This is a genomic window from Duffyella gerundensis, assembly GCF_001517405.1.
In the GTDB taxonomy this organism is placed as follows: Bacteria; Pseudomonadota; Gammaproteobacteria; order Enterobacterales; family Enterobacteriaceae; genus Duffyella; species Duffyella gerundensis.
This window is the reverse complement of record NZ_LN907827.1, coordinates 1,755,297-1,778,267: the sequence shown is the minus strand read 5'-3', so window position 1 is coordinate 1,778,267 and position 22,971 is coordinate 1,755,297. Positions and strand designations below refer to the sequence as shown.

Here is a 22,971-nt window from a genome sequence, read left to right as displayed (position 1 = left end):
GCCATGCTAAGGTTGTGACACATCAACCAGTGGAGCCGCTAATGTCCTATTCCCGACCTGTTTTAGCCGCCATCTTTGACATGGATGGATTACTGATCGATTCCGAGCCGCTGTGGGATCAGGCCGAAAGCGATGTATTTTCGGCATTGGGTATCGACCTGTCGCGGCGCGCTGAGCTGCCCGATACGCTCGGCCTGCGCATCGATCAGGTGGTTCGCATGTGGTATGACGCCCAGCCGTGGAACGGCCCCGATCAGGCTGAAGTGACGCAGCGTATTATCACGCGGGCGCTGTCGCTGGTGGAAGCACAGCGACCGCTGCTGCCAGGCGTTGAACACGCGCTGAAACTCTGTCAGGCAGAAGGTCTGGCCATCGGCCTGGCTTCCGCTTCGCCATTGTTTATGCTGGAGCGCGTGCTGGAGATGTTCAACCTCAGGCACTATTTTTCAGCACTGGCCTCGGCCGAGATGTTGCCTTACAGCAAGCCCCATCCTCAGGTCTATCTTGATGCGGCCGCTAAACTGGGCGTCGACCCGCTGAACTGCGTGACGCTCGAAGACTCTTTCAACGGCATGATCGCCACGCGCGCCGCCCGCATGCGCTCAATCGTGGTGCCAGCCGCCGAAAACCGTGACGATGCTCGCTGGCATGTTGCTCATGTGCAGCTCAGGTCGCTGGCTGAACTCACTGCACTTCACCTGCGCGGCTAAGTACGATAAACAGGCTGCCTGCGCGCAGCCTGATAAACTTTGATCTCGCCTCCAAAACAAATAAAACAGCGTTTCATTTTTATTGAATTAGCATCTCAGGATGCCTATTATTCCTCGGGTACACCGCGATTGCTTCACGGTTCTTTCGCCTTTCATCGCACGAGGTCTGATATGCAAGTCCGTCAAAGTATCCACAGCGACCATGCAAAGCAGCTCGACACTGCCGCACTGCGCCGCGAATTTCTGATTGAGACGCTGTTCACCGCCGATACCTACACCATGACCTACAGCCATACCGATCGCATTATCATCGGCGGCATTATGCCGGTTACGCAAAGCGTGACCATCGGCAGCGAAGTGGGTAAACAGCTTGGCGTCAGCTATTTTCTGGAGCGCCGCGAACTGGGCGTCATTAACGTCGGCGGTCCTGGCGTGATCGATGTTGACGGTACGCAGTGGGAGATCGGCAACCAGGAAGCGCTTTACGTCGGCATGGGCAGACAATCGGTGATCTTCAGCAGCAATGATGCCGCCCGTCCGGCCAAGTTTTATTACAACAGCGCCCCGGCGCACCGCACCTGGCCCGACAAGAAAATCACGCTTGCCGAGGCCTCTTCCACCACCCTCGGCGATGCCGCCACCAGCAACCGCCGCACCATTAATAAATTCATCGTTCCCGATGTGTTGCCCACCTGTCAGCTGACCATGGGATTAACACGCCTGGAAGAAGGCAGCCTGTGGAACACCATGCCGTGCCACACCCATGAGCGGCGCATGGAAGTCTATTTCTATTTCGACATGGATGAAGAGACCGCGGTTTTTCACATGATGGGCCAGCCGCAGGAGACGCGTCATCTGCTGGTGCATAACGAACAGGCGGTCATTTCGCCAAGCTGGTCGATTCACGCCGGTGTCGGCACCAAAAGGTACACCTTTATCTGGGGTATGGTCGGCGAAAACCAGGTATTTGATGACATGGATCCGGTTCAGATCGGTGATTTGCGCTAGGCGCAGCATCCACATTTAAGAGAGCGTAAGCATGATACTGAATGCATTTAATCTGGAAGGGAAAGTCGCGCTGATCACCGGCTGTAATACCGGCTTAGGCCAGGGCATGGCAATCGGTCTGGCCCAGGCAGGCTGCGACATTATTGGCGTTAACCGCTCCGGGCCGGACGATACGCAGGCACTGGTTGAAGCAACCGGCCGCGCCTTTCATGGCATTGACGCCGATCTGATTGACACCCGCGTGGTGCCGGATGTGGTGCAACAGGCGGTCTCAGCGTTTGGCCGCATCGATATTCTGATTAACAACGCGGGAATCATTCGCCGCGAGGATGCGCTGAATTTCACCGAAGCTGACTGGGACGATGTGATGAACATCAACAGCAAAACGCTGTTTTTCCTCTCGCAAGCGGTGGCAAAGCAGTTTATCGCTCAGGGCGGCGGCGGCAAAATCATCAATATCGCCTCTATGCTCTCTTTCCAGGGTGGCATTCGCGTACCGTCGTATACCGCATCGAAAAGTGCCGTGATGGGCCTGACGCGGCTGATGGCAAATGAGTGGGCGAAGCACAATATCAACGTCAACGCCATTGCGCCAGGCTATATGGCGACCAACAATACCGCGCAAATCCGTGATGACGAGGGCCGCAGTCAGGAAATTCTTGGCCGCATTCCTGCCGGCCGCTGGGGTTTGCCGGACGACATGATGGGGCCGGTGGTGTTTCTTGCCTCGTCCGCGTCTGACTACGTGCAGGGTTATACGCTGGCAGTAGATGGTGGCTGGCTGGCGCGCTGATAATTTCGCCGGTCGACACGATTTTCATCTTTGGTTACAGCGTCACATATTCAACTTTACTGGATAAATCCCTATACTGGATGCATTGACAGCCATGTACCCAGGGATTTATCCATGACGGCCGAAGGCCACATCATTTTTGCCGTTGCCAGTGCCATTTTTGCCAAGCGCGCCGAACTTACGCCAGTGCTGGCCCAGGGTGACTGGTGGCACATTATTTCGGCCACGCTGCTGACCTGTCTGCTGCCCGACATCGATCATCCACGATCGCTGCTCGGTCAGCGGCTGCGCTGGTTATCGCATCCCATTGCCCGCATCTTTGGCCACCGTGGATTTACCCATAGCCTGCTCGCCGTGCTGGGCGGGCTGTGGCTGTTTCAGGTCAACATTCCTCAGGGCTGGATTATTCCTGCCGATGTGCTGCAAGGCATGGTGCTGGGCTATCTGAGCCATATTCTCGCGGACATGCTGACGCCAGCTGGCGTTCCGCTGCTGTGGCCGTGCCGCTGGCGTTTTCGCCTGCCGGTGCTGCGCAGTAGTCAGAATGGCAATCAGCTGGAGCGCGTTTTCTGCTATGTGCTGGTTGGACTGGCGCTGTGGTTTCCGCCGGGCTCGTTGCCGTTCGGCGCTGAAGGCTGGACCGCACAGATTATCAATCAGGCGCAGAGCGGCTTTAACCAACTGATAAAGCAGGTCCCTGGTCATTAATCAGCCAGAAAAAACCATTACGTTATAAACAATAACCTTTGGATATAAGGGATGAATTCGCCCTGCTGCTAACATGGCGGCATTATCACTGGGAGGCGGAATAAAACCGCCTGTCCTGACGGGAATACGGTCATTTCTGTCAGGAATATTGTTATTAATGGAGAGTCTGGATGAACATAGCGCTCATTCTTAATATTGTGATTTTCGTCGCCCTGCTACTGCTGCTGGCGAAAATCGGTCGTAACAGCTGGAGCCTCTCCAAACGGGTTTTGACCGGTTTGGTGATCGGCGTGGTATTTGGTCTTGGTCTGCACGCCGTTTACGGCGAGAACGATCCGGTCATCACCGAATCAATCAGCTGGTTTAACATTGTTGGCAACGGTTACGTGCAGCTGCTGCAGATGATTGTAATGCCGCTGGTGTTTGTCTCAATTCTTAGCGCGGTGGCGCGTCTGCACAACGCCTCGTCGCTGGGCAAAATCAGCGTGCTGACCATCGGCGTGCTGCTGGTGACCACCGCCATTTCAGCGCTGGTAGGCGTACTGGTGACTGGCCTGTTCGATCTCAACGCTACCGGCCTGGTGCAGGGTGCCAAAGAGACCGCGCGGCTGGCCGCCATCCAGACCAACTACGCGGGCAAAGTGGCCGATCTCACCGTGCCGCAGCTGCTGCTGTCGTTTATCCCTAAAAACCCGTTTGCTGATTTAACCGGTGCCAACCCAACCTCTATCATCAGCGTGGTGATCTTTGCTGCCTTCCTCGGCGTGGCGGCGCTGCATCTGCTGAAAGATGATAAAGAGAAAGGCGAGCGCGTACTGCAGGCGATCGACACGCTGCAATCCTGGGTGATGAAGCTGGTGCGTCTGATCATGAAGCTAACGCCGTACGGCGTACTGGCGCTGATGACCAAAGTGGTTGGGACGTCTAACCTGCAGGACATCATGAAGCTGGGCAGTTTTGTAATCGCCTCCTATCTTGGCCTGGCGATTATGTTTGGCGTGCATGCCCTGCTGCTGTCGGCCAACGGAATCAATCCGCTGCGCTTCTTCCGCAAGGTCTGGCCGGTTATTACCTTTGCGTTTACCAGCCGTTCCAGTGCCGCCACTATTCCACTGAGCGTGGAAGCACAAACCCGCCGTCTTGGCGTGCCCGAGTCAATCGCCAGCTTCTCCGCCTCGTTCGGTGCCACTATTGGTCAGAACGGCTGTGCGGGTCTCTACCCGACCATGCTGGCAGTTATGGTGGCGCCAACCGTGGGCATCAACCCGTTTGATCCGCTGTGGATTGCCACGCTGGTCGGTATTGTCACGCTGAGCTCAGCCGGTGTTGCTGGCGTGGGCGGCGGGGCCACTTTTGCCGCGCTGATCGTCCTGCCCGCCATGGGCCTGCCGGTGACGCTGGTGGCGCTACTGATCTCGATTGAGCCACTGATCGACATGGGCCGTACGGCACTGAACGTCAATGGTTCAATGACCGCGGGTTCCCTGACCAGCCGCTGGTTAGGTATGACCGACCGCCGCGTGCTGGAAAGCGACGAGCGTCCGGAATTAGCGCAGCGTTAACGCGCGTTAGGCAGTCAGCATAAAGCCGGTGAAAGCCGGCTTTTTTTTATCTGTAAATCATTGAATTACCCTGCACTGGCGCTATTTCAGCACCGACCTTGCGCCATCGGCCGAGGATTATCGCAATTCCCTGATGTTTGTCAGCGTATTAAGGAGGCTGTTCTATAGTTAATGAAGCCTAACGCGACATCCACAGGAGCAATGCGTCATGTCGAAAGAAACCCATAAAAAAGAACTCACTCATACCGCGCCGTTTACCGGTACCGATTCCGTTCAGCCCGCACGCGATTCGCTGGCGCCGGCCGATGGTTCACATCAGCCCTCCGCGCAGCCCACGCCTCCGGGCAAAGAACCCACCGCGCCTGGCAGCCTGAAAGCACCGGATACACACAACGCAAAACTCGATCAGCTTGAGCCTAATCGTAAAAATGGCACCGATGCGCCATTAACCACCAATCAGGGCACGCGTATTGCCAACGACCAAAACTCGCTGCGTGCCGGTACGCGTGGACCCACGCTGCTGGAAGATTTTATCCTGCGGGAAAAGATCACCCATTTTGACCACGAGCGCATTCCTGAGCGTATCGTGCATGCTCGCGGCTCCGCGGCACACGGTTACTTTCAGCCGTACTCTTCGCTGAAAGAGATCACCAAAGCGGACTTCCTCAGCGATCCTGAAAAAATTACACCGGTTTTCGTGCGCTTCTCAACCGTCCAGGGCGGCAACGGATCGGCGGATACCGTGCGCGATATTCGTGGCTTCGCCACCAAGTTCTACACCGATGAAGGTGTATTCGACTTGGTAGGCAACAACACACCGGTGTTCTTTATTCAGGATGCGCACAAGTTTCCCGATTTCGTGCACGCGGTAAAACCGGAACCGCACAACGAAATTCCTCAGGGTCAGAGCGCGCACGATACCTTCTGGGATTACGTCTCGCTGCAGCCGGAAACCCTGCACAACGTAGTGTGGGCGATGTCCGATCGTGGCCTGCCGCGCAGCTATCGCACCATGGAAGGCTTTGGTATTCACACCTTCCGACTGATTAACGCCGACGGCAAAGCGACCTTTGTGCGTTTCCACTGGAAGCCAGTGGCGGGCAAAGCCTCACTGCTGTGGGACGAGTCGCAGAAGCTTACCGGGCGCGATCCCGACTTCCACCGTCGCGATTTGTGGGAATCGATTGAAGCGGGCGACTTCCCGGAATATGAACTGGGCCTGCAGCTGATCCCGGAAGAGGATGAATTCAAGTTTGATTTCGATCTGCTGGATGCCACCAAACTGATTCCGGAAGAGCTGGTCCCGGTGCAGCTGGTGGGCAAAATGGTGCTGAACCGTAACCCGGATAACTTTTTCGCCGAAACGGAACAGGTAGCATTCCACCCTGGTCATATCGTTCCCGGTATGGATTTCAGTAACGATCCGCTGCTGCAGGGCCGTCTGTTCTCCTACACCGATACGCAAATCAGCCGCCTCGGTGGGCCTAACTTCCACGAAATCCCGATTAACCGTCCCGTTTGCCCGTACCACAACTTCCAGCGTCAGGGCATGCATCGGATGGATATCGATACCAATCCGGCAAACTACGAGCCGAACTCCATTAACGATAACTGGCCGCGCGAAACGCCACCGGCACCGTCAGGCGGTGGTTTCGAAAGTTATCAGGAGCGCGTTGAAGGGCATAAAGTTCGCGAGCGCAGCCCCTCCTTTGGCGAATATTATTCGCAGCCGCGCCTGTTCTGGCTCAGCCAGCTGCCGTTTGAACAGCAGCACATTATTGGCGCCTTCTCGTTTGAACTGAGCAAAGTGGGCCGCGCTTATATCCGCGAGCGGGTCGTCGATCATCTGCTGCGTATTGATGTGCAGCTGGCCAGCGGCGTAGCGGAGAACCTCGGCCTGGCGCTTACCGATGAGCAGCTGAACACCACGCCGCCACAGCCGGTTAATGGCCTGAGCAAAGCGGAAAGCCTGAGCCTGTATGCTCAACCGGGCGGCAGCATCAAAGGCCGTCAGGTTGCGCTACTGATTAGCGACGGCGTGAAAGCAGCCGACGTACTGGCCATTTTGCAGGCACTGAAAGCGGAAGGCGTGCATGCCAAACTGCTGGCATCCCATATGGGTCAGGTACGCGCCGATGACGGCTCTGCCCTGCCGATTGACGCCACTTTTGCTGGTCTGCCATCGCTGACCTTTGATGCGGTTATCGTTCCGGATGGCAACATTGATGCCCTGCTGCTCAGCGGCGATGCACGTTACTTCCTGTTGGAAGCCTATAAACACCTCAAGGTGATTGGCCTGAGCGGTGACGCACGTCGTTTTAAAGCGCAGTTCAGCGTCGGCGACGATGAGGCGGAAGAAGGCTTGGTGGAAGATGCGAAAGCGGAAGGCGCCCTGATGAGCGATTTTCTCACCGCTATGGCCGCCCATCGGGTCTGGTCACGCAGTCAGAAAGCCCTGTCCGTTCCTGCTTAACCTCCTCTCTTCGGGGCGCACTGCGCCCCTTTTTCTCCTTATTCCGCCGTCAATCGTGAGCGCTGCGTAAAGAAGACGTTAAGCGTGGTAAGCAGCGGCAAAAAGCCCGGTTTTCTGCTTGTCTTTAGCCTGGCGAGCGCCGATGCTGCGTTGAGTTAACGCAGGAGAAACCGCATGAAAAAACGCATCGTTTCCTTACTTATGCTCACTTTACTGGCGCCGGTTATCGCTTCTGCCCATCCGGGCGATGGCTGGCGCGGCGGCGGCTGGCACGACGCGCCACACGGGCACGGCGGCGGGCATGGCGCCATGCGCTTTTTACCAGAGGCGGCGACGGCGGTATTGATTGGCGGCCTGACCTACTACTTGCTCAACGGCAATTATTACCAGCGTCAGAACGACAGCTACGTGGTGGTGGAACCGCCACAAGAGGAACCGCGCCGCGCGCTGGATTACAACGGCAAGCGTTATTACGTTAGCGAAGGACATTTCTATCAGCGTGATATTGCGGGAGAGTACCTTGAGGTGCCCCGGCCGCCGGGACTGTAGGCATAAAAAAAGGCCCGCATCAGCGGGCCTTTTTCTCATCAACCGGCAATTACATGTTTGCCTGCGGATCGGTATCGTACTCTTTACAGCTCTGGAAGCCGTAGTTCATGACGCGACCGGTATCGCTGTAGCTGACGAAGTAAGTCTGGGTTTTGCCATCGCGCTCGCCCAGCACATAAGTCTGGCAAGTACCGCGGGCATGCACCATGGTGATTTCAGTTGAAGCAGGGCCAGCCAGCTGACGAACCTGCTCGCGGGTCATGCCTTTTTTAACATCCTTTACCACCGGCTTGGTGACATAGCTTTCTGCACGATCGTATGCAGAACAGCCAGACAACACAGCCAGCGCCACTGCAGCACCGATAAGTCCTGTTAATTTCATCATGTTGTTGTTCCTCGTTTTATCCATGTTGCGATAAGCCTGGAAGAGAAAAGGAGATTTATCAAGGTGGTGGCGAAAATTCTTCTGCAATTGTTCCGATCCCACGGTTTTCCCCGGCGAGCGAATCCGTTACACTGCGCCGCGAACGAGAACGATCGTTCTCAAAATGGGAAAAATCATGACCACCGCGCATTCCGATCGTGATGCCCGTCATCACCAGCGGCAGGATGAGATCATCGCCGCAGCCAGGCGCTGTGTCAGGCGCGCCGGGTTCCACGGCGCCAGCATGTCGCAGCTCGCCAGTGAATCACAGCTCAGCGTGGGTCAAATCTACCGTTATTTTGCCAACAAAGAGGAGATCGTCGCGGAAATGGTGCGACGCATCGTTGCCACGCGCGTGGCAGCGATTGAAGGCAATACCGCGGCAGAACGCTTGCCACAGCTGCTGGCCTGGCGCCAGGCGCTTAACGATGATGACGATTTGCTGATGCTGGAAGTCGCCGCTGAAGCGTCACGCAATCGGCGTATTGCTGACATTCTTGCCGATGCCGATCGCCTGATGTTCGATAACGCCCGGCGTGAAGTTGCTGCGGCATATCCGCATCTTGAGGCGGCGCGTCTTAGCGCCTGCGTGGAAATCATCGCCGTGCTGATCGACGGCACCGCCTTTCGGCGCCTGACGCCGCAGAAAGCCGCTGCTGCGCAGCTTTTACCCCTTTACCAACAGCTTTTTCATCAACTTTTTGAGACCGATAAATGACACCTGCTCACCCCAATCGCCTGGGTTACGCCATCACGCTTGGCCTGCTGGCCGCCCTGGGTCCGCTCTGTATCGACCTTTATCTGCCCGCGCTACCGGCGCTGGCGCGAGACTTACAGACCTCAACCGCGACTGCACAGCTTAGCCTGACCGCCGGCCTGCTCGGCCTCGGCGCAGGTCAGCTGCTGTTTGGCCCGATGAGCGATAAATTTGGCCGCGTTGGCCCGTTGCTGTTGTCGCTGGTGCTGCTGTTTATCGCCTCGGTGGGCTGCGCCATGGCGCAAACCATCGATCAGCTGCTGCTGGCACGGCTGTTTGAGGGTCTCTCCGGCGCAGGCGGTGCCGTACTGTCGCGCGCGATTGCTCGTGACATGTATTCAGGCCATGAGCTCACGAAATTTTTTGCCCTGCTGATGCTGGTCAACGGCCTCGCGCCCATTGGTGCGCCGGTGCTGGGCGGCGCGCTGCTGACCGTGCTCGACTGGCGCGGCATTTTCATGACGCTGGCGGCGATTGCCGTGCTGTTGCTGCTGCTCAGCCGCTTCAAGCTGAAAGAGACGCTGCCGCCTGAACGTCGCAGTCAGGGTTCGCTGTTTTCCGCCTGGGCCGCGCTTGGCCAGGTGATTATGCACCGTCCGTTTATGGGCTTCTGCCTGACGCAGGGTTTTATGATGTCCGGCATGTTCGCCTACATCGGCGCCTCACCTTTTGTCCTGCAGGAGATTTATGGCCTGTCGCCGCAGGCATTCAGCTTCTGCTTTGCTGCCAACGGCATTGGGCTGGTGATCGCCTCGCAAACCAGCGCCCGCCTCTGTCCGCTTTGGGGTGAATATCGCGTGCTGAAGGGCGGCCTGACGCTGGCGTTTATCGCCTCCAGCTCGCTGGTGCTGCTCGGCATCAGCGGCGCACCGTTGCCGCTGGTACTGGTGGCGCTGTTCTTTACCATCGCCAGTAACGGCGTTATCGCCACCACCGCATCCTCGCTGGCGATGCAGAGTCAGGGGCACCGCGCCGGCAGCGCGTCGGCGGTGATTGGCGTCACTATGTTTACGCTGGGCGCCATTACCGTACCGATAACCGGCATCGGCGGCACCTCGGTGCTGACCATGACCGCCACCATTTTTGGCTGCTTCATGCTGGCGATCCTGATGTTTCTGCTGCTGGCGAAAAAACCCGCACACGCCTGATCGCCGCGCCCTGCTGCCGCATTCGACCTTGTCGTTTTGCGGCATGCACGTTAGCTTTATAACATCAGCTTTCTAACAGGCACTGACATGAGGAGAGAGTAATGGCACTGCAACAGGAAATAATCAGCGCGTTGCACACGAAACCGGTTATCGATGCTCAGCAGGAAATTCGCACCAGCGTCGATTTTCTGAAGTCCTATCTCAAGGCGCATCCCTTTCTGAAAACCCTGGTGCTGGGCATCAGTGGCGGTCAGGACTCCACGCTGGCAGGTAAGCTGAGCCAGATGGCGATTAGCGAACTGCGTGAAGAGACCGGCAAGCAGGACTACCAGTTTATCGCCGTGCGCCTGCCCTATGGCGTCCAGAAAGATGAACAGGATTGTCAGGATGCCATCAACTTTATCAAAGCCGATCGCGTGATGGTGGTGAACATCAAAGAGGCGGTGCTGGCCAGCGAAAAAGCCCTGAAAGAGGCGGGCCTGACCCTGAGCGACTTCGTGCGCGGCAATGAAAAAGCGCGTGAACGCATGAAGGCGCAGTACAGCATTGCCGGTATGACCGCGGGCGTGGTGGTCGGCACCGATCATGCCGCCGAAGCGCTGACCGGTTTCTTTACCAAATATGGCGATGGCGGCACCGACATCAATCCGCTGTTCCGCCTGACTAAAGGCCAGGGCAAAGCCTTGCTGAAAGCGCTGGGCTGCCCGGAGCATCTCTATCTCAAACATCCCACCGCGGATCTTGAAGATGACCGCCCTGGTCTGGAAGATGAAGTGGCGCTGGGCGTCACCTACCAACAGATCGACGATTATCTCACCGGTAAAACCATCGATCCGCAGGCCGCCAAAACCATCGAAAACTGGTATCTGAAAACCGAACATAAACGTCGTCCGCCGATTACCGTGTTCGACGATTTCTGGAAAAAATAACGTTCCCTCCGCGGGCGAAGGCTTTCGCCCGTTTTTACGCTTTTTTGCCCATCTGCTCTGAACCCGCCGCGAAATGAAGCGATCGCCTTTTCCCATCGCCCATTAGCTGCGTCTGTTCAACATTCACTCTGGCTGATACACTGGACAGGCAACCAGTAAACGGAGTGAATCTTGGTCAGACGTGCATCCACCCATCGCCTCGAATTTAATGCGGCAACCATCTATGAATATCCCGAACACCTGCGCCAGTGGCTTGATGGCCTGCCAAAGGTGCCCGGTGTTTATACCTTTCACGGCGAGAGCGACACCCTGCCGCTCTACATTGGGAAAAGTATCAATCTGCGCTCGCGGGTGATGTCCCACTTTCGCACGCAGGATGAGGCAAAAATGCTGCGTCTGGCGCGACGGGTCAGCTGGATCACCACCGCCGGTGAACTCGGCGCACTGCTGCTGGAAGCGCAGATGATCAAGACCCAACAGCCTCTTTTTAACAAACGGTTACGTAAAAATCGCCAACTCTGCTCGCTACAGCTGAACGACGACAAGCCGCAGGTGGTTTACGCCAAAGAGGTCGATTTTACCCACTCGCCTAACCTTTATGGCCTCTACGCTAACCGCCGCGCCGCGCTGGAAACGCTGAAAAAAATCGCCGATGAACAGCAGCTCTGTTATGGCCTGCTGGGGCTGGAAAGCCTGACCAAAAACCGCGGTTGCTTCCGCTCGGCGCTGGGCCGCTGTGCCGGTGCCTGCTGCGGCAAAGAGACGCTGGAAGCGCATCATCAGCGTTTACTGACCGCGCTGGACAAGGTACGCGTGGTTTGCTGGCCGTGGCAAGGCCCGGTTGGACTGATTGAAGAAGGCCCGGATATCACACAGATTCATGTGATCGATAACTGGTTTTATCTTGGTTCGGTAAGCAACCTTGACGAGGCAAAAACCCTGAAGCGGGCACCGCCCGGCTTCGATCAGGATGGCTATAAAATCCTGTGTCGCCCGGTGATTGGCGGCAAATACCAAATCGTTCCGTTATAACCTTTTCTGCCGCCTCGCTTCGCGAAAGGCAGAATAAGCGTCTACCCTTATGCCTGTTGTGTCGCAGTTTATTGCGCACTTTATCACTGGATGAGGAGGAATAATGTCGCAACATAACCCAAATGAGATTTCACGCCCGGTTCCCCCTTTTGAACGCCAGCCCCAGGAAGTACCAGGGCTTGCCAGCAAAATGGTGCCTGTCCCGGATCACGGCGAGAAAAGCTACAAAGGCAGTGGTCGCCTTGCAGGCCGCAAAGCGCTGATCACCGGTGGTGACTCCGGTATTGGCCGCGCCACAGCGATTGCCTATGCACGTGAAGGTGCAGACGTTGCCATTAACTATCTGCCCGCTGAAGAGTCAGACGCCAAAGAAGTGATCGCGCTGATTGAAGCGGAAGGCCGTAAAGCGATTGCGATTCCTGGCGATATCACCAGCGAAGATTTCTGCCAGCAGTTGGTCAGCGAAGCGGTCGAGAAGCTGGGCGGTCTGGATATTCTGGTGAACAACGCAGGACGCCAGCAGTTTTGCGAATCCATCGCCGATTTGACTACCGAGTCTTTCGACAAGACGTTCAAAACCAACGTCTACGCGATGTTCTGGATCACCAAAGCCGCACTGCCGCACCTGAAATCCGGTTCAGCTATTGTGAACACGTCTTCTGTTCAGGCGGGCAAACCAAGCCCAATGCTGCTGGATTACGCGCAGACCAAAGCTTCGATCATCGCCTTTACCAAAGGTCTGGCGAAGCAGGTCGCAGAAAAAGGCATTCGCGTCAATGCGGTTGCACCGGGTCCTTACTGGACGCCACTGCAATCAAGCGGCGGCCAGCCACAGGAAAAAGTGATGAAGTTTGGTGAAGAAGCGCCGTTTGGTCGTCCTGGCCAGCCAGCGGAAATCGCCGCGCTTTATGTGCTGCTAGCCTCAGACGAAGCGAGCTTCGCCTCCGGCCAGGTCTGGTGCTCAGACGGTGGTACCGGCACGTTCTGATAGCGTTTTTTGATTGCCAACGTAAAACCGCCGGCGTTGCCCACACTGCAAATCTGCTATGTGGACAACGCCGGCGGTCTCTTTTCCAGCCTTAACTATTCGTCAATCAGCTTATTCAGCCGCTGGCGGTGGTGTCATTTTGCCTTCATGCTGCGGTTTTTCCGTGAGGCGTTTCTCAAAGTTCGCGTTGTACTGCTTTTTCTGATCGGCAGTCAGCACGTTATATAGCTTGTTCTGCGTTTCCATCATCGCTACCGCGTTCTCTTTCGCGTTCGCTGTCATTTTCTCGGCCTGAGCAGCGGCTTTGGCGCTGTCAAAACTGTCTGAAGCGATAATGTCGTGATTAGCACGGCGCTCTTCCAGCGACGGACGTTTCATCTCTTTATGACCCTGCTGCATGATGGTGCGCATCTGCTGTTTCTGCGCGTCGGTCAAATTCAAACCTTTAAACATGTCGTGCATACCACCGCGGTGCATAGGGGGTTTGTGCATCGCTTTCTCACTGCCTGCTGGCGGTGGAGTCAGGTTGTCCGCTGCGGCGTGAACGATATTTGCTGCGCCAAAAGCCATGGTAGTTGCGATAATTAATGAGGTCAGTTTACGCATAATATTGTCCTTTTCTTTTTCAGTTTAATGACGACAGCCTGTGTCGTGATGTCGGAAATGAGTTTACGACGCTGAACGTCAACTACTCAGAGCATGAGTAAAGCCCTGAAAGCATAAAAGAGAAAAATGCAGCGATCATGAAGAGAATGCGAAGAATGGTGTGAGGAATTGCAAAAGAGTATGAATTTACTCGGCTTTCGGCAGAAAACGTGGAGGAGTGTAACGATGTTGGGCGGAAAACGAAAGCGCCCGATCGGACGCTTTACAGTTTATTGCGTTTCGCTGCGCGGCGGCGTTTCCACCAGCATCAACCCGGCGCGCTGGCCCGCGGCGACGTTGGGATTCGGGAACAGCACGAACTCCTCAGCATGCTGGACAACGTAACGCCGCTCGCCCTCTTCTGCCAGCAGCGCGCCCTGGGAAAAGCGGGCAAAATTCAGCGTGTCCGCGTCGATGTGCAGTTGAAACTGCGCGCCCTGCCGGGTGATCTGCTGGGCGACCTGGTAATGACGCGGTTGCTGCGCCACAGCGGGCAGCGCCTCGCCATACAGCAACGCCGACAGCGCCTGTTCAGCCGCGGCGAACTGGCTCAGATCGTTGCTGCCAAACGGCTGCGCTTTACCCAGCTCCAGCGTACAGCTACTGGCAGCAAAATGTTCACAGCTGAAATGGGTAAAGGTGCCGCCGGGCGCGTTGTGCCACACCAGCGCCTCCAGACCGGCGGCGCCTAACCACTGTAAAAAGTCGGCTGGCCACGGACGAGCGCTGTACGGCAGCACGCCAAAACGCGGATGATAAGACCCGCGAATGGCAGTGTGCAGATCGAGATGCCAGCGCACCTCATCGCAGCAGCCAGAGTGATAAAAATGCTCAATCGCCTGCTCCAGCCGCCAGGCGCGACGCGCTTCCGCGCAGTCGTCGTACTGTTGCCAGCGGCCACCAAACAGCCGGTTAACATCAATCCGGGTATAACGCTGATTGCTGCGCAGCGCGGCCGGATTGCCGAGGATCACCAGCACACGCGGCAAAACCGGTTTATCGCCCTGCAGCAGCGGCGTAATTAACCGGTTGAGGATCTCTACCGGCGCGGTCTCATTGCCGTGAATGCCCGCAGAAATCACCAGTGCCATGGTGGCAGGCTGTTCCGGCGTGATCTCCAGAATGCCTTCGTCAATCCACTGCCAGTGCAGCGCGGGTAAACGTGCCTGGGTTATTGCGGGCGGTTCGCCGTGCAGCGTATGGGCTAAAAAATCGTGCATCAGAGCTCCCTGAAGCAGCGCGGCGCGCTGTTAACGTTGAAACGGATAAACATTACCCAAATCCAGCATGCGGGTTAGCGCTTCCAGCGCCTCACGTCCCTCACGCAGCAGCAGCGGATCGGCCAGATCCTGCTGCGTCAGCCGATCGCGGTAGTAGCGGTCGACCCACGCGTTAAGCCGGGTAAACAGCCCGTCATTCATGATCACCTGGGGATTCACCGCCGCCTGCTCCGCCGCGGTTAACGCCACGCGCAGCCGCAGGCAGGCCGGGCCGCCGCCGTTGCACATGCTTTCACGCAGATCGAACACCTTCAGTTCACGGATCGGCCCACCACTTTCCACCAGCTCGCACAGGTAGCGCCAGACGCCAGCGTGCTGACGTGACTCTTCCGGCACCACCAGCAGCATGCTGCCATCGGGCTGGCTTAGCAGTTGGCTGTTAAACAGGTAAGTATTGACCGCGTCGCTGACCGAAACCTGCGCTTCCGGCACCACAATTGCCGTAAAGCCAGGCACCCGCTCAGCCAGATCGGCGAGCAGCGCAGCCTGATGCAAAAATGCCTGTTGATGACAGAACAGTACCTGTTGATTGCTCACCGCGATCACGTCGTTATGAAACACGCCCTGATCGATCACCGCCGGATTCTGCTGGGCAAACAGCGTGCGCGCAGGATCGAGCTGATGCAGACGCGCCACCGCTTCGCTGGCTTCCCGCGTCTGCCTCGCCGGATAGCGACCCGGCACCACACCACCCTGGTTTTCTTCACGACCATAAATAAACAGCTGCACGCCAGGCTCGCCGTAGCCGCCGAAGCGATTGTGGTTTGCCGCGCCTTCATCACCAAACATGGCTATCTGTGGCAGCGCGTCATGTACGCTGAAGTGCGCGCTGTCGCAAAAGATAGCACGCAGCAGCGCGGTGGTGGTCGGCGCTTCCATCGCGCGATGAAACTTGTTGTTCAGGTTGGCGACGGTGAGATGTACACGGCCATCGGCACTGTCCGCCGACGGTGAAACCGTGGCGGCATTGGCTACCCACATCGCCGAGGCGGAGCTGCAGGCTGACAGCAACTGCGGCGCGGTTTTCGCCGCCTTCGCCAGCACCTGCTCGTCACTGCCACAGAAACCCAGCTGACGCAGCGCCGCCAGATTCGGCCGCTCATGTGGCGGGATCACCGCCTGGATAAAGCCCATGTCCGCCAGCGCTTTCATCTTAATCAACCCCTGCTTCGCCGCCAGTCGCGGATTGGCAGGCTGCAGCTGGTTGCGGGTTGAGGCTTCGTTACCGAACGACAGCCCGGCGTAATGGTGGGTCAGCCCCACCAGCCCATCAAAATTGACTTCCCTGCCGCTCATGATCGCTCTCCCGACGCAGTGAAATCGAGTCCCGGCGACAGCGTGGACGGCAGCGCAATCTCGCGGCTTTCCAGCGAGGCCATCGGCCAGGCACAATAATCGGCGGCATACCAGGCGCTGGCCCGATGATTTCCCGAGGCGCCAATGCCGCCAAACGGCGCGGTGCTGGCGGCGCCGGTCAGCGGTTTATTCCAGTTGACGATACCCGCGCGCGCTTCCAACAGCAGGCGATCGAAACACGCCCGATCGGGCGAAATCAATCCACAGGCGAGACCGTAGCGGGTGTTATTGGCCATGGCGATCGCCTCATCGAAGCTGTCATAGCGCATCACCGCCAGCAGCGGCCCGAACACTTCTTCATCGGCAATGCCGTCAACGTCGGTGAGATCGATAATGCCCGGCGTCAGCAGCGCGCTGTGGCGATCGGGCCAGCGCATCGGCAGCAGCACGGTGCCACCCGCGGCGACTCGCGCCTGCCATTCGGCAAAAATGTGCTCTGCTGCCTGGGGCGAGATCACGCTGCCCATGAACGGCTGCGGCTCGTCGTCCCAACGTCCCGGTTGAAGTCGTGACGCAACCTCGGTCAGACGCTGCAAAAAGGCATCGCCCGCCGCGCCGCGCTTGACCAGCAGACGACGCGCACAGGTACAGCGCTGACCAGCAGTAATAAAGGCGGACTGAATCGCCAGATGCACCGCGCCGTCAATATCGTGCGGTTCGTCGACAATCAGCGCATTATTGCCGCCCATCTCCAGCGCCAGCATTTTTTCCGGCTGACCGGCAAACTGCCGGTGCAGCTGATAGCCGGTATTGGCGCTACCGGTAAACAGCAGGCCGTCGATTTGGCTATTTTGCGCCAGCGCCTGGCCGGTTTGTCGTCCGCCCTGCACCAGATTAAGGACGCCCGCGGGCAGCCCGGCCTGCTGCCAGAGCTGCACGGTTTTTTCAGCGGTCATCGGCGTCAGCTCGCTGGGTTTGAACACCAGCGTATTGCCTGCCAGCAATGCCGGAACAATATGGCCGTTCGGCAGATGACCGGGAAAGTTATAAGGACCAAATACCGCCATCACGCCGTGCGGTCGGTGACGCAGGCTGTTTTCGCCCTGCTGTTGCTCACCGGTACGCACCTGCCACGCCTGAACGGAAATCGCGATCTTATTGATCATCGCCTGCACTTCAGTAGCGGCTTCCCAGCGCGGTTTACCGGTTTCCTGGGCGATAATCGCCGTCAGCTCCGCTTTGTTTTCGCTGAGCTGGTGGGCAAAGGCCTCAACCTGTTGTTGACGCTCACTGAACGTGCGGCGCGCCCAGGCGGGAAAGGCGTCGCGCGCGGCCTGACAGGCAGCGGCAACCTGCTGCTCATCGGCACTGTTTGCCTGCCACAGCGTTGTGCCGGTTACCGGATCCTGTTTCTCCAGCGCCACGCCGTCTCCCGGCAGCCACTGGCCATTAATCAAATGCGTCATGCCGTTTTCTCCTCGGCGGAAAGGGTGACCACGCGCAGCATATCGCCCGCGTGGCATTGCAGCGTATCGGCCTGCGCGGCGGTCAGGCGAACGGCGTCGGCCTTGTTGTCCGCAGGCAACAGCGTGGCGCGAAACTGCTGGTAATTGCCGGTGGCCACCAGGCACAGCGGCAGGTCAGCCGCAGCGGCCTGTTCATCAATGATCACCGGCAGCAGCTGGCTCTCACGGATGGCGCGAATACTTTCGATATCGCATTCCAGCGTCGGACCGCCGTCAAAAATGTCGATGTAGTTGCGATAGCAGAAGCCTTCCGACTCCAGCACCGCGCGCGCGGGTGCGGTCAGCGGGTGCACCGCGCCAATCACCGCCCGCGCATCAGCAGAGAGATAATCGATATAGAGTGGATGCTTGGGCATCAGCTCGGCAATAAACGCCTTCTGCCCGGTGCCGCTAAGGAAATCCGCCTTGCTGAACGGCATGGAGAAGAAGCGATTGCCCACGTCATCCCAGAAGGGTGAACGGCCCTGCTCATCACTGACGCCGCGCATCTCTGCTACCACGTGCCGGGTAAACCGGTCACGAAAGTTGGCCATAAACAGAAAGCGCGATTTCGACAGCAGATGACCGTTTTTGCCGTCGCGGCAGTCGGGGTCGAGAAACAGCGTACAGAGTTCGCTGCTGCCGGTGTGATCGTTGCTCAGCGACAACGTTGGCAAATTGTTGTAGACGTTCAGCTCTTTCGAGGCGTGTACCTGCGTGCCAACCCGAAAGTTATACCAGGGATCCTGCAGGCCAACAGCGACCTCAATGGCGCAGATGCCCACCGCCCGATCGGTATCGCTGTCCGCCAGCACAAACACGTAACCCTGCTCGGCACGCGGCAGCGCATCCTGCCAGGTTTGGATCGAACGCTCGATACGCGCCGACAGCGTCGCGCTGTCTTCCGGCAGCGAGGTCAGTCCGCCGCCGGTTTTGCCTGCCAGCGCCAACAGCTGCGGCAGGTCATCATGGTTTATGGGTCGAATCACCATCATCGCGCGTCATCCTCAACCAGCGTCTCGCAGGCGCGTGCAAAGCGTTCCAGCCCCTGGCGCACCTCCTCTTCGCTGATATTCAGCGCCGGCGCAAAGCGCACCACGTTAGCACCGGCAATCAGCACCATCACGCCCGCGTCGGCGGCGGCAAGGTTAAACATCTTCGCTTTGCCAGCCCATTTTTCATTGAGCACGGCGCCCAGTAGCAGGCCCAGGCCGCGGATTTCACTGAACAGATTGCAGCGCTGGTTGATCGCTTCCAGCCCATCGACAAACCAGCGATGGCGCATTTCCACGCCCTGCAGCATCTCCGGCGTATTGATCAGCTCCATCACTTTACCGGCCACCGCGGCGGCCAGCGGGTTGCCACCGTAGGTAGTCCCGTGGGTGCCGACGCCCATGATCGCCGCCAGTGATTCCCGCGTCAGCATCGCTCCGATGGGAAAACCGCCGCCCAGCGCTTTGGCAGTGGTCAGCACGTCAGGCGTTACACCGTAGTGCATGTAAGCGTAAAGCGAACCGGTACGACCAACGCCGCTCTGCACTTCATCAAAAATCAGCAGCGCCTGATGTTGATCACACAAATCGCGCAGGCCCTGTAAAAACGCGGCGCTGGCTGGCAGCACGCCACCTTCACCCTGAATGGGCTCAACGATCACCGCACAGGTATTTTCATTGATTAGCGCGGCAGCTGAGGCGAGATCGTTAAAGGTGCCGTGAGAGATATCTGGCGGCAGCGGAGCAAAATCTTTGGAATAGGCGGGCTGACCACCGGCGGAAACGGTAAACAGCGTGCGGCCGTGAAAAGCGTTGGTAAAGGCGACAATGCCTGATTTCGCGCCGCCGCTGCGATCGTGACCATATTTACGTGCCAGCTTCAGCGCGGCTTCGTTGGCCTCTGCGCCGGAGTTACAGAAAAACACGCGGTCAGCAAAGGTGGCATCCACCAGCTGTTGTGCCAGGCGCAGCACCGGCTCATTGGTGTAGCCGTTACCGGTATGCCAGAGCTGTGAAGCCTGTTGCACCAGCGCCTGCTGCAGCTGCGGATGCGCATGACCCAACGCGTTAACCGCAATGCCCCCGGCAAAGTCGATGTACTCCTTCTCCTGCTGATCCCACAAGCGTGAACCCGCCGCGCGCACCGGAACAAAACTCGCGGGCGCATAAGTAGGCATCATAAGGCGATCAAAATCGTGACGGGATACGGCTTGCAACATAGTGACCTCAACGCTGACCAAAAGAGTGAATGGAAAGTTTTAAATTTGTTAATGATGTTAACGAGCACAGCGCCATTCTGAATTGCACAGGGCGTGCCAGCCAGCGTTAAAATGCATATTTTATAGCGACAAACCAAAAATCAATGAGTTACATCACAACGATATGCACAATTTATGCATAAAAAGTGAATAAAGGTCCGAAGGCGGCCATGTTGCCGCAGATTAAAGAGAGAAATTATGCACTGGCGGAATAATCTGTTGCTTTTGTGATCGCTGATGGGATTTCTTTCCATAACAGGGCGGCTGATGCACCCTTTTCGACCAGCATGCACGATCATGGGGCAACCGCACACGCAACTGTTATAGTTTATTGTCTTATTATTGAATCTGTTATCGATGCTTTTTTTCTGGCACTTTAGGCAACTCCACTACACTTGATCGAGCAGCCGTTAGCACAGCATAACGGCAGATAACAACAGGTTTTCATGAGGTAGCTATGTTTGGATTAGACGCGTTTGAACTGGCTCGCATCCAATTCGCGTTTACGGTGTCGTTTCACATTATCTTTCCGGCAATTACCATCGGCCTCGCCAGTTTTTTAATGGTGGTCGAGGCGTGCTGGTTGCGCACCCGTAACGACGTCTGGCGCGATCTCTATCATTTCTGGTTAAGGATTTTTGCCGTTAACTTCGGCATGGGCGTGGTCTCCGGGCTGGTGATGGCCTACCAGTTTGGTACCAACTGGAGCGGCTTCTCCGCTTTTGCCGGCAGTATCACCGGTCCACTATTAACCTATGAAGTGCTGACCGCCTTCTTCCTTGAAGCGGGCTTTCTGGGCGTAATGATGTTTGGCTGGAACCGCGTGGGACCGGGGCTGCATTTTTTCTCCACCTGCATGGTAGCGCTCGGCACGCTGATGTCGACCTTCTGGATCCTCGCCTCCAACAGCTTTATGCACACGCCGCAGGGCTATGAAATCGTCAACAATCAGCTGATCCCGGTTGACTGGTTCAAGGTGGTGTTCAATCCCTCTTTCCCTTATCGCCTGATGCACATGGCAACCGCCTCGTTTCTGGCTGCTGCTTTTTTTGTGGGCTCTTCCGCGGCGTGGCATCTGCTGCACGGCAACAAGACCCCGGCGGTGAAGCGTATGTTCTCAATGGCGATGTGGATGGCGCTGATCGTCGCGCCGATTCAGGCGGGTATTGGCGATGCGCACGGTCTGAACACGCTGGAGCATCAGCCCGCGAAGATCGCTGCTATCGAAGGCCACTGGCATAACACGCCGGGCGAACCCTCTCCGCTGATCCTGTTTGGCCTGCCCGATATGCAGGCCGAAGAGACCAAATATGCGGTGGAGTTGCCCTACCTCGGCAGCATCATTTTGACCCACAGTCTCGACAAGCAAATTCCCGCGCTGAGCAGCTTTCCAAAAGATGAGCGGCCGTTTTCACCGGTGGTGTTCTGGTCGTTCCGCATTATGGTGGCGCTGGGCCTGCTGATGATCACCGCGGGCGTCTGGAGCCTGGTGCTGCGCCTGCGCCGTAAACTTTACGATCAGCGGCTGTTCCACCGCTTTGTGCTGCTGATGGGCCCCTCCGGCCTGCTAGCCATTCTCGCCGGCTGGTTCACCACCGAAGTGGGTCGTCAGCCGTGGGTGGTTTACGGTTTGCTGCGCACCCGCGACGCGGTTTCCAATCACGGCACGCTGCATATGTCGCTGAGCCTGCTCGCCTTCCTGATTGTTTACTGCTCGGTATTTGGCGTCGGCACGGTCTACCTGCTCAAGCTGGTTGGCCGGGGTCCGCAGCCTTACGTCGACCATCCGCCATCGGGCGGCCCTGGCCAGGCGCGTACGCCAGCACGTCCTCTGTCGGCGGCCGATGAGGCGCTCGATCACCCTTCCAAAGATCAGCTTAAAAGGAGCGAATGATGGGCATCGATCTTCCGCTTATCTGGTTCATCATTATTGTGTTCAGCATCATGATGTACGTGGTGATGGACGGTTTTGACCTTGGCATCGGCCTGCTCTATCCGATGGTGCGCGACGATCACGATCGTGACGTGATGATGAACACCGTGGCGCCGGTTTGGGACGGTAACGAAACCTGGCTGGTGATGGGCGGTGCCGGGCTGTTTGGCGCCTTCCCGCTGGCCTATTCGGTGATCCTTGATGCGCTGGCGATTCCGCTAACCATGATGCTAATCGGCCTGATTTTCCGCGGCGTCGCCTTTGAATTTCGCTTCAAGGCCACGGTGTCACACCGGCCGTTCTGGGATCTCTCGTTTATCGGCGGCTCGCTGCTGGCGACGTTTTCTCAGGGCATTGTGCTGGGGGCGTTTCTCGACGGTATCCCGGTGGAAGGCCGCGTCTGGGCCGGTTCGGTGTTTGACTGGATTTCGCCGTTCAGCCTGTTTTGCGGCGTGGGCCTGACCATCGCCTATGCGCTGCTCGGCTGCAGCTGGCTGATCATCAAAACCGAAGGCGACCTGCTGCAAACCATGCGCAAACTGGCGCGTCCGCTGCTGATCGCCCTGCTGGTGGTGATGGGCATCGTCAGTATCTGGACGCCGCTGAGCCATCAGGCGATTTCCGACCGCTGGTTTACCCAGCCGAACCTGTGGTTCTTCCTGCCGGTGCCGGTGCTGGTGGTGCTGGTTTCGCTGGCGCTGTGGCGCAGCGCGTGGAATGAAACGCTGCATTACACGCCATTTATCCTGACGCTGGCGCTGGTATTTCTCGGCTTCAGCGGCCTTGGCATCAGCATCTGGCCAAACCTGATTCCGCCGGACATCAGCTTCCGCGCCGCCTCATCGCCGCCGCAAAGCCAGGGCTTTATGCTGGTCGGTGCGCTGCTGATCATTCCGCTGATTCTGGTTTACACCTTCTGGAGCTACTACGTGTTCCGCGGCAAAATTAATCCTGACCACGGCTATCACTGAGGAGAGCGA

General features: G+C 57.5%; 21 protein-coding genes. 14 read left to right on the top strand and 7 right to left on the bottom strand.

From position 1 onward, the window contains the following. The first annotated feature begins 41 nt into the window (after window positions 1-41). The 7 genes from hxpB to EM595_RS08190 all read left to right on the top strand — a co-directional run bounded on the left by hxpB (window position 42) and on the right by EM595_RS08190 (window position 7,803). On the top strand, window positions 42-710 hold the full coding sequence (gene hxpB / locus EM595_RS08220; protein ID WP_067430211.1) for a hexitol phosphatase HxpB: 669 nt from the start codon (window positions 42-44) through the stop codon (window positions 708-710). 171 nt (window positions 711-881) lie between these two features. Next, on the top strand, window positions 882-1,718 hold the full coding sequence (gene kduI / locus EM595_RS08215) for a 5-dehydro-4-deoxy-D-glucuronate isomerase (RefSeq protein WP_067430208.1): 837 nt from the start codon (window positions 882-884) through the stop codon (window positions 1,716-1,718). Between the two features lie 31 nt (window positions 1,719-1,749). Next, window positions 1,750-2,511, top strand: coding sequence for a 2-dehydro-3-deoxy-D-gluconate 5-dehydrogenase KduD (gene kduD / locus EM595_RS08210; protein WP_067430205.1), 762 nt, complete (start codon window positions 1,750-1,752; stop codon window positions 2,509-2,511). A gap of 114 nt (window positions 2,512-2,625) precedes the next feature. Then, window positions 2,626-3,219, top strand: coding sequence for a metal-dependent hydrolase (locus EM595_RS08205; protein ID WP_067430201.1), 594 nt, complete (start codon window positions 2,626-2,628; stop codon window positions 3,217-3,219). A 170-nt stretch (window positions 3,220-3,389) separates the two neighbouring features. Continuing rightward, window positions 3,390-4,781 carry an L-cystine transporter gene (locus EM595_RS08200; RefSeq protein ID WP_067430198.1) on the top strand — a complete coding sequence of 464 codons (1,392 nt, stop codon included), beginning with the start codon at window positions 3,390-3,392 and terminating at the stop codon, window positions 4,779-4,781. 208 nt (window positions 4,782-4,989) lie between these two features. Next, window positions 4,990-7,254, top strand: coding sequence for a catalase HPII (gene katE, locus EM595_RS08195; protein ID WP_067430194.1), 2,265 nt, complete (start codon window positions 4,990-4,992; stop codon window positions 7,252-7,254). Window positions 7,255-7,428: 174 nt separating this feature from the next. After that, window positions 7,429-7,803 carry a DUF6515 family protein gene (locus EM595_RS08190; protein ID WP_067430191.1) on the top strand — a complete coding sequence of 125 codons (375 nt, stop codon included), beginning with the start codon at window positions 7,429-7,431 and terminating at the stop codon, window positions 7,801-7,803. A 49-nt stretch (window positions 7,804-7,852) separates the two neighbouring features. Here the strand turns inward: EM595_RS08190 and osmE are convergent, their stop codons facing one another. Further along, window positions 7,853-8,188, bottom strand: coding sequence for an osmotically-inducible lipoprotein OsmE (gene osmE / locus EM595_RS08185; protein ID WP_067430188.1), 336 nt, complete (start codon window positions 8,186-8,188; stop codon window positions 7,853-7,855). A 175-nt stretch (window positions 8,189-8,363) separates the two neighbouring features. Between osmE and EM595_RS08180 the strand changes: the two genes are divergently transcribed. From EM595_RS08180 to EM595_RS08160, 5 genes are all read left to right on the top strand, one after another. Then, a complete protein-coding gene (locus EM595_RS08180) occupies window positions 8,364-8,945 on the top strand; it encodes a TetR/AcrR family transcriptional regulator (protein WP_067430185.1) in 582 nt (193 codons plus the stop codon). Continuing rightward, window positions 8,942-10,132, top strand: a complete 1,191-nt coding sequence (locus EM595_RS08175; protein WP_067430182.1) for a multidrug effflux MFS transporter — start codon at window positions 8,942-8,944, stop codon at window positions 10,130-10,132. Before EM595_RS08180 ends, EM595_RS08175 begins: the two co-directional genes overlap by 4 nt. A gap of 101 nt (window positions 10,133-10,233) precedes the next feature. Next, the gene (gene nadE / locus EM595_RS08170; RefSeq protein ID WP_067430178.1) at window positions 10,234-11,061 is read left to right on the top strand and encodes an NAD(+) synthase; all 828 of its coding nucleotides are present in this window, start codon (window positions 10,234-10,236) and stop codon (window positions 11,059-11,061) included. Between the two features lie 171 nt (window positions 11,062-11,232). Beyond that, entirely contained in the window at window positions 11,233-12,093 is an 861-nt protein-coding gene (gene cho / locus EM595_RS08165; RefSeq protein ID WP_067430176.1) for an excinuclease Cho, read from the top strand. A 103-nt stretch (window positions 12,094-12,196) separates the two neighbouring features. Then, a complete protein-coding gene (locus EM595_RS08160) occupies window positions 12,197-13,081 on the top strand; it encodes an SDR family oxidoreductase (RefSeq protein ID WP_067430172.1) in 885 nt (294 codons plus the stop codon). Window positions 13,082-13,192: 111 nt separating this feature from the next. Here EM595_RS08160 and spy read toward each other — a convergent pair whose 3' ends face one another. The 6 genes from spy to EM595_RS08130 all read right to left on the bottom strand — a co-directional run bounded on the left by spy (window position 13,193) and on the right by EM595_RS08130 (window position 20,019). Continuing rightward, window positions 13,193-13,687: an ATP-independent periplasmic protein-refolding chaperone Spy gene (gene spy, locus EM595_RS08155; RefSeq protein ID WP_067430169.1), complete on the bottom strand. Its 495-nt coding sequence runs from the start codon at window positions 13,685-13,687 to the stop codon at window positions 13,193-13,195. A 269-nt stretch (window positions 13,688-13,956) separates the two neighbouring features. After that, window positions 13,957-14,946: a succinylglutamate desuccinylase gene (gene astE / locus EM595_RS08150; protein WP_067430165.1), complete on the bottom strand. Its 990-nt coding sequence runs from the start codon at window positions 14,944-14,946 to the stop codon at window positions 13,957-13,959. 30 nt (window positions 14,947-14,976) lie between these two features. Beyond that, a complete protein-coding gene (astB, locus tag EM595_RS08145; RefSeq protein WP_067430163.1) occupies window positions 14,977-16,302 on the bottom strand; it encodes an N-succinylarginine dihydrolase in 1,326 nt (441 codons plus the stop codon). Beyond that, window positions 16,299-17,768, bottom strand: coding sequence for a succinylglutamate-semialdehyde dehydrogenase (gene astD, locus EM595_RS08140; RefSeq protein ID WP_067430160.1), 1,470 nt, complete (start codon window positions 17,766-17,768; stop codon window positions 16,299-16,301). Before astD ends, astB begins: the two co-directional genes overlap by 4 nt. Then, the gene (gene astA / locus EM595_RS08135) at window positions 17,765-18,802 is read right to left on the bottom strand and encodes an arginine N-succinyltransferase (protein ID WP_067430157.1); all 1,038 of its coding nucleotides are present in this window, start codon (window positions 18,800-18,802) and stop codon (window positions 17,765-17,767) included. The genes astD and astA overlap by 4 nt, the downstream gene beginning before the upstream one ends. Further along, window positions 18,799-20,019, bottom strand: a complete 1,221-nt coding sequence (locus EM595_RS08130; RefSeq protein WP_067430154.1) for a bifunctional succinylornithine transaminase/acetylornithine transaminase — start codon at window positions 20,017-20,019, stop codon at window positions 18,799-18,801. The genes astA and EM595_RS08130 overlap by 4 nt, the downstream gene beginning before the upstream one ends. A 496-nt stretch (window positions 20,020-20,515) precedes the next feature. Here EM595_RS08130 and EM595_RS08125 point away from each other — a divergent pair, with 496 nt between their 5' ends. Continuing rightward, on the top strand, window positions 20,516-21,952 hold the full coding sequence (locus EM595_RS08125; protein ID WP_067430151.1) for a cytochrome ubiquinol oxidase subunit I: 1,437 nt from the start codon (window positions 20,516-20,518) through the stop codon (window positions 21,950-21,952). Then, the gene (gene cydB / locus EM595_RS08120; protein WP_067430148.1) at window positions 21,952-22,962 is read left to right on the top strand and encodes a cytochrome d ubiquinol oxidase subunit II; all 1,011 of its coding nucleotides are present in this window, start codon (window positions 21,952-21,954) and stop codon (window positions 22,960-22,962) included. Before EM595_RS08125 ends, cydB begins: the two co-directional genes overlap by 1 nt. Window positions 22,963-22,971: the final 9 nt, after the last annotated feature.

Excerpts from the sequence above, each read along its gene's own strand:
- hxpB (WP_067430211.1), top strand. The coding sequence starts at position 42 with ATGTCCTATTCCCGACCTGTTTTAGCCGCCATCTTTGACATGGATGGA.
- kduI (WP_067430208.1), top strand. The coding sequence starts at position 882 with ATGCAAGTCCGTCAAAGTATCCACAGCGACCATGCAAAGCAGCTCGAC.
- kduD (WP_067430205.1), top strand. The coding sequence starts at position 1,750 with ATGATACTGAATGCATTTAATCTGGAAGGGAAAGTCGCGCTGATCACC.
- EM595_RS08205 (WP_067430201.1), top strand. The coding sequence starts at position 2,626 with ATGACGGCCGAAGGCCACATCATTTTTGCCGTTGCCAGTGCCATTTTT.
- EM595_RS08200 (WP_067430198.1), top strand. The coding sequence starts at position 3,390 with ATGAACATAGCGCTCATTCTTAATATTGTGATTTTCGTCGCCCTGCTA.
- katE (WP_067430194.1), top strand. The coding sequence starts at position 4,990 with ATGTCGAAAGAAACCCATAAAAAAGAACTCACTCATACCGCGCCGTTT.
- EM595_RS08190 (WP_067430191.1), top strand. The coding sequence starts at position 7,429 with ATGAAAAAACGCATCGTTTCCTTACTTATGCTCACTTTACTGGCGCCG.
- osmE (WP_067430188.1), bottom strand. The coding sequence starts at position 8,188 with ATGATGAAATTAACAGGACTTATCGGTGCTGCAGTGGCGCTGGCTGTG.
- EM595_RS08180 (WP_067430185.1), top strand. The coding sequence starts at position 8,364 with ATGACCACCGCGCATTCCGATCGTGATGCCCGTCATCACCAGCGGCAG.
- EM595_RS08175 (WP_067430182.1), top strand. The coding sequence starts at position 8,942 with ATGACACCTGCTCACCCCAATCGCCTGGGTTACGCCATCACGCTTGGC.
- nadE (WP_067430178.1), top strand. The coding sequence starts at position 10,234 with ATGGCACTGCAACAGGAAATAATCAGCGCGTTGCACACGAAACCGGTT.
- EM595_RS08160 (WP_067430172.1), top strand. The coding sequence starts at position 12,197 with ATGTCGCAACATAACCCAAATGAGATTTCACGCCCGGTTCCCCCTTTT.
- spy (WP_067430169.1), bottom strand. The coding sequence starts at position 13,687 with ATGCGTAAACTGACCTCATTAATTATCGCAACTACCATGGCTTTTGGC.
- astE (WP_067430165.1), bottom strand. The coding sequence starts at position 14,946 with ATGCACGATTTTTTAGCCCATACGCTGCACGGCGAACCGCCCGCAATA.
- astB (WP_067430163.1), bottom strand. The coding sequence starts at position 16,302 with ATGAGCGGCAGGGAAGTCAATTTTGATGGGCTGGTGGGGCTGACCCAC.
- astD (WP_067430160.1), bottom strand. The coding sequence starts at position 17,768 with ATGACGCATTTGATTAATGGCCAGTGGCTGCCGGGAGACGGCGTGGCG.
- astA (WP_067430157.1), bottom strand. The coding sequence starts at position 18,802 with ATGATGGTGATTCGACCCATAAACCATGATGACCTGCCGCAGCTGTTG.
- EM595_RS08130 (WP_067430154.1), bottom strand. The coding sequence starts at position 20,019 with ATGTTGCAAGCCGTATCCCGTCACGATTTTGATCGCCTTATGATGCCT.
- EM595_RS08125 (WP_067430151.1), top strand. The coding sequence starts at position 20,516 with ATGTTTGGATTAGACGCGTTTGAACTGGCTCGCATCCAATTCGCGTTT.
- cydB (WP_067430148.1), top strand. The coding sequence starts at position 21,952 with ATGGGCATCGATCTTCCGCTTATCTGGTTCATCATTATTGTGTTCAGC.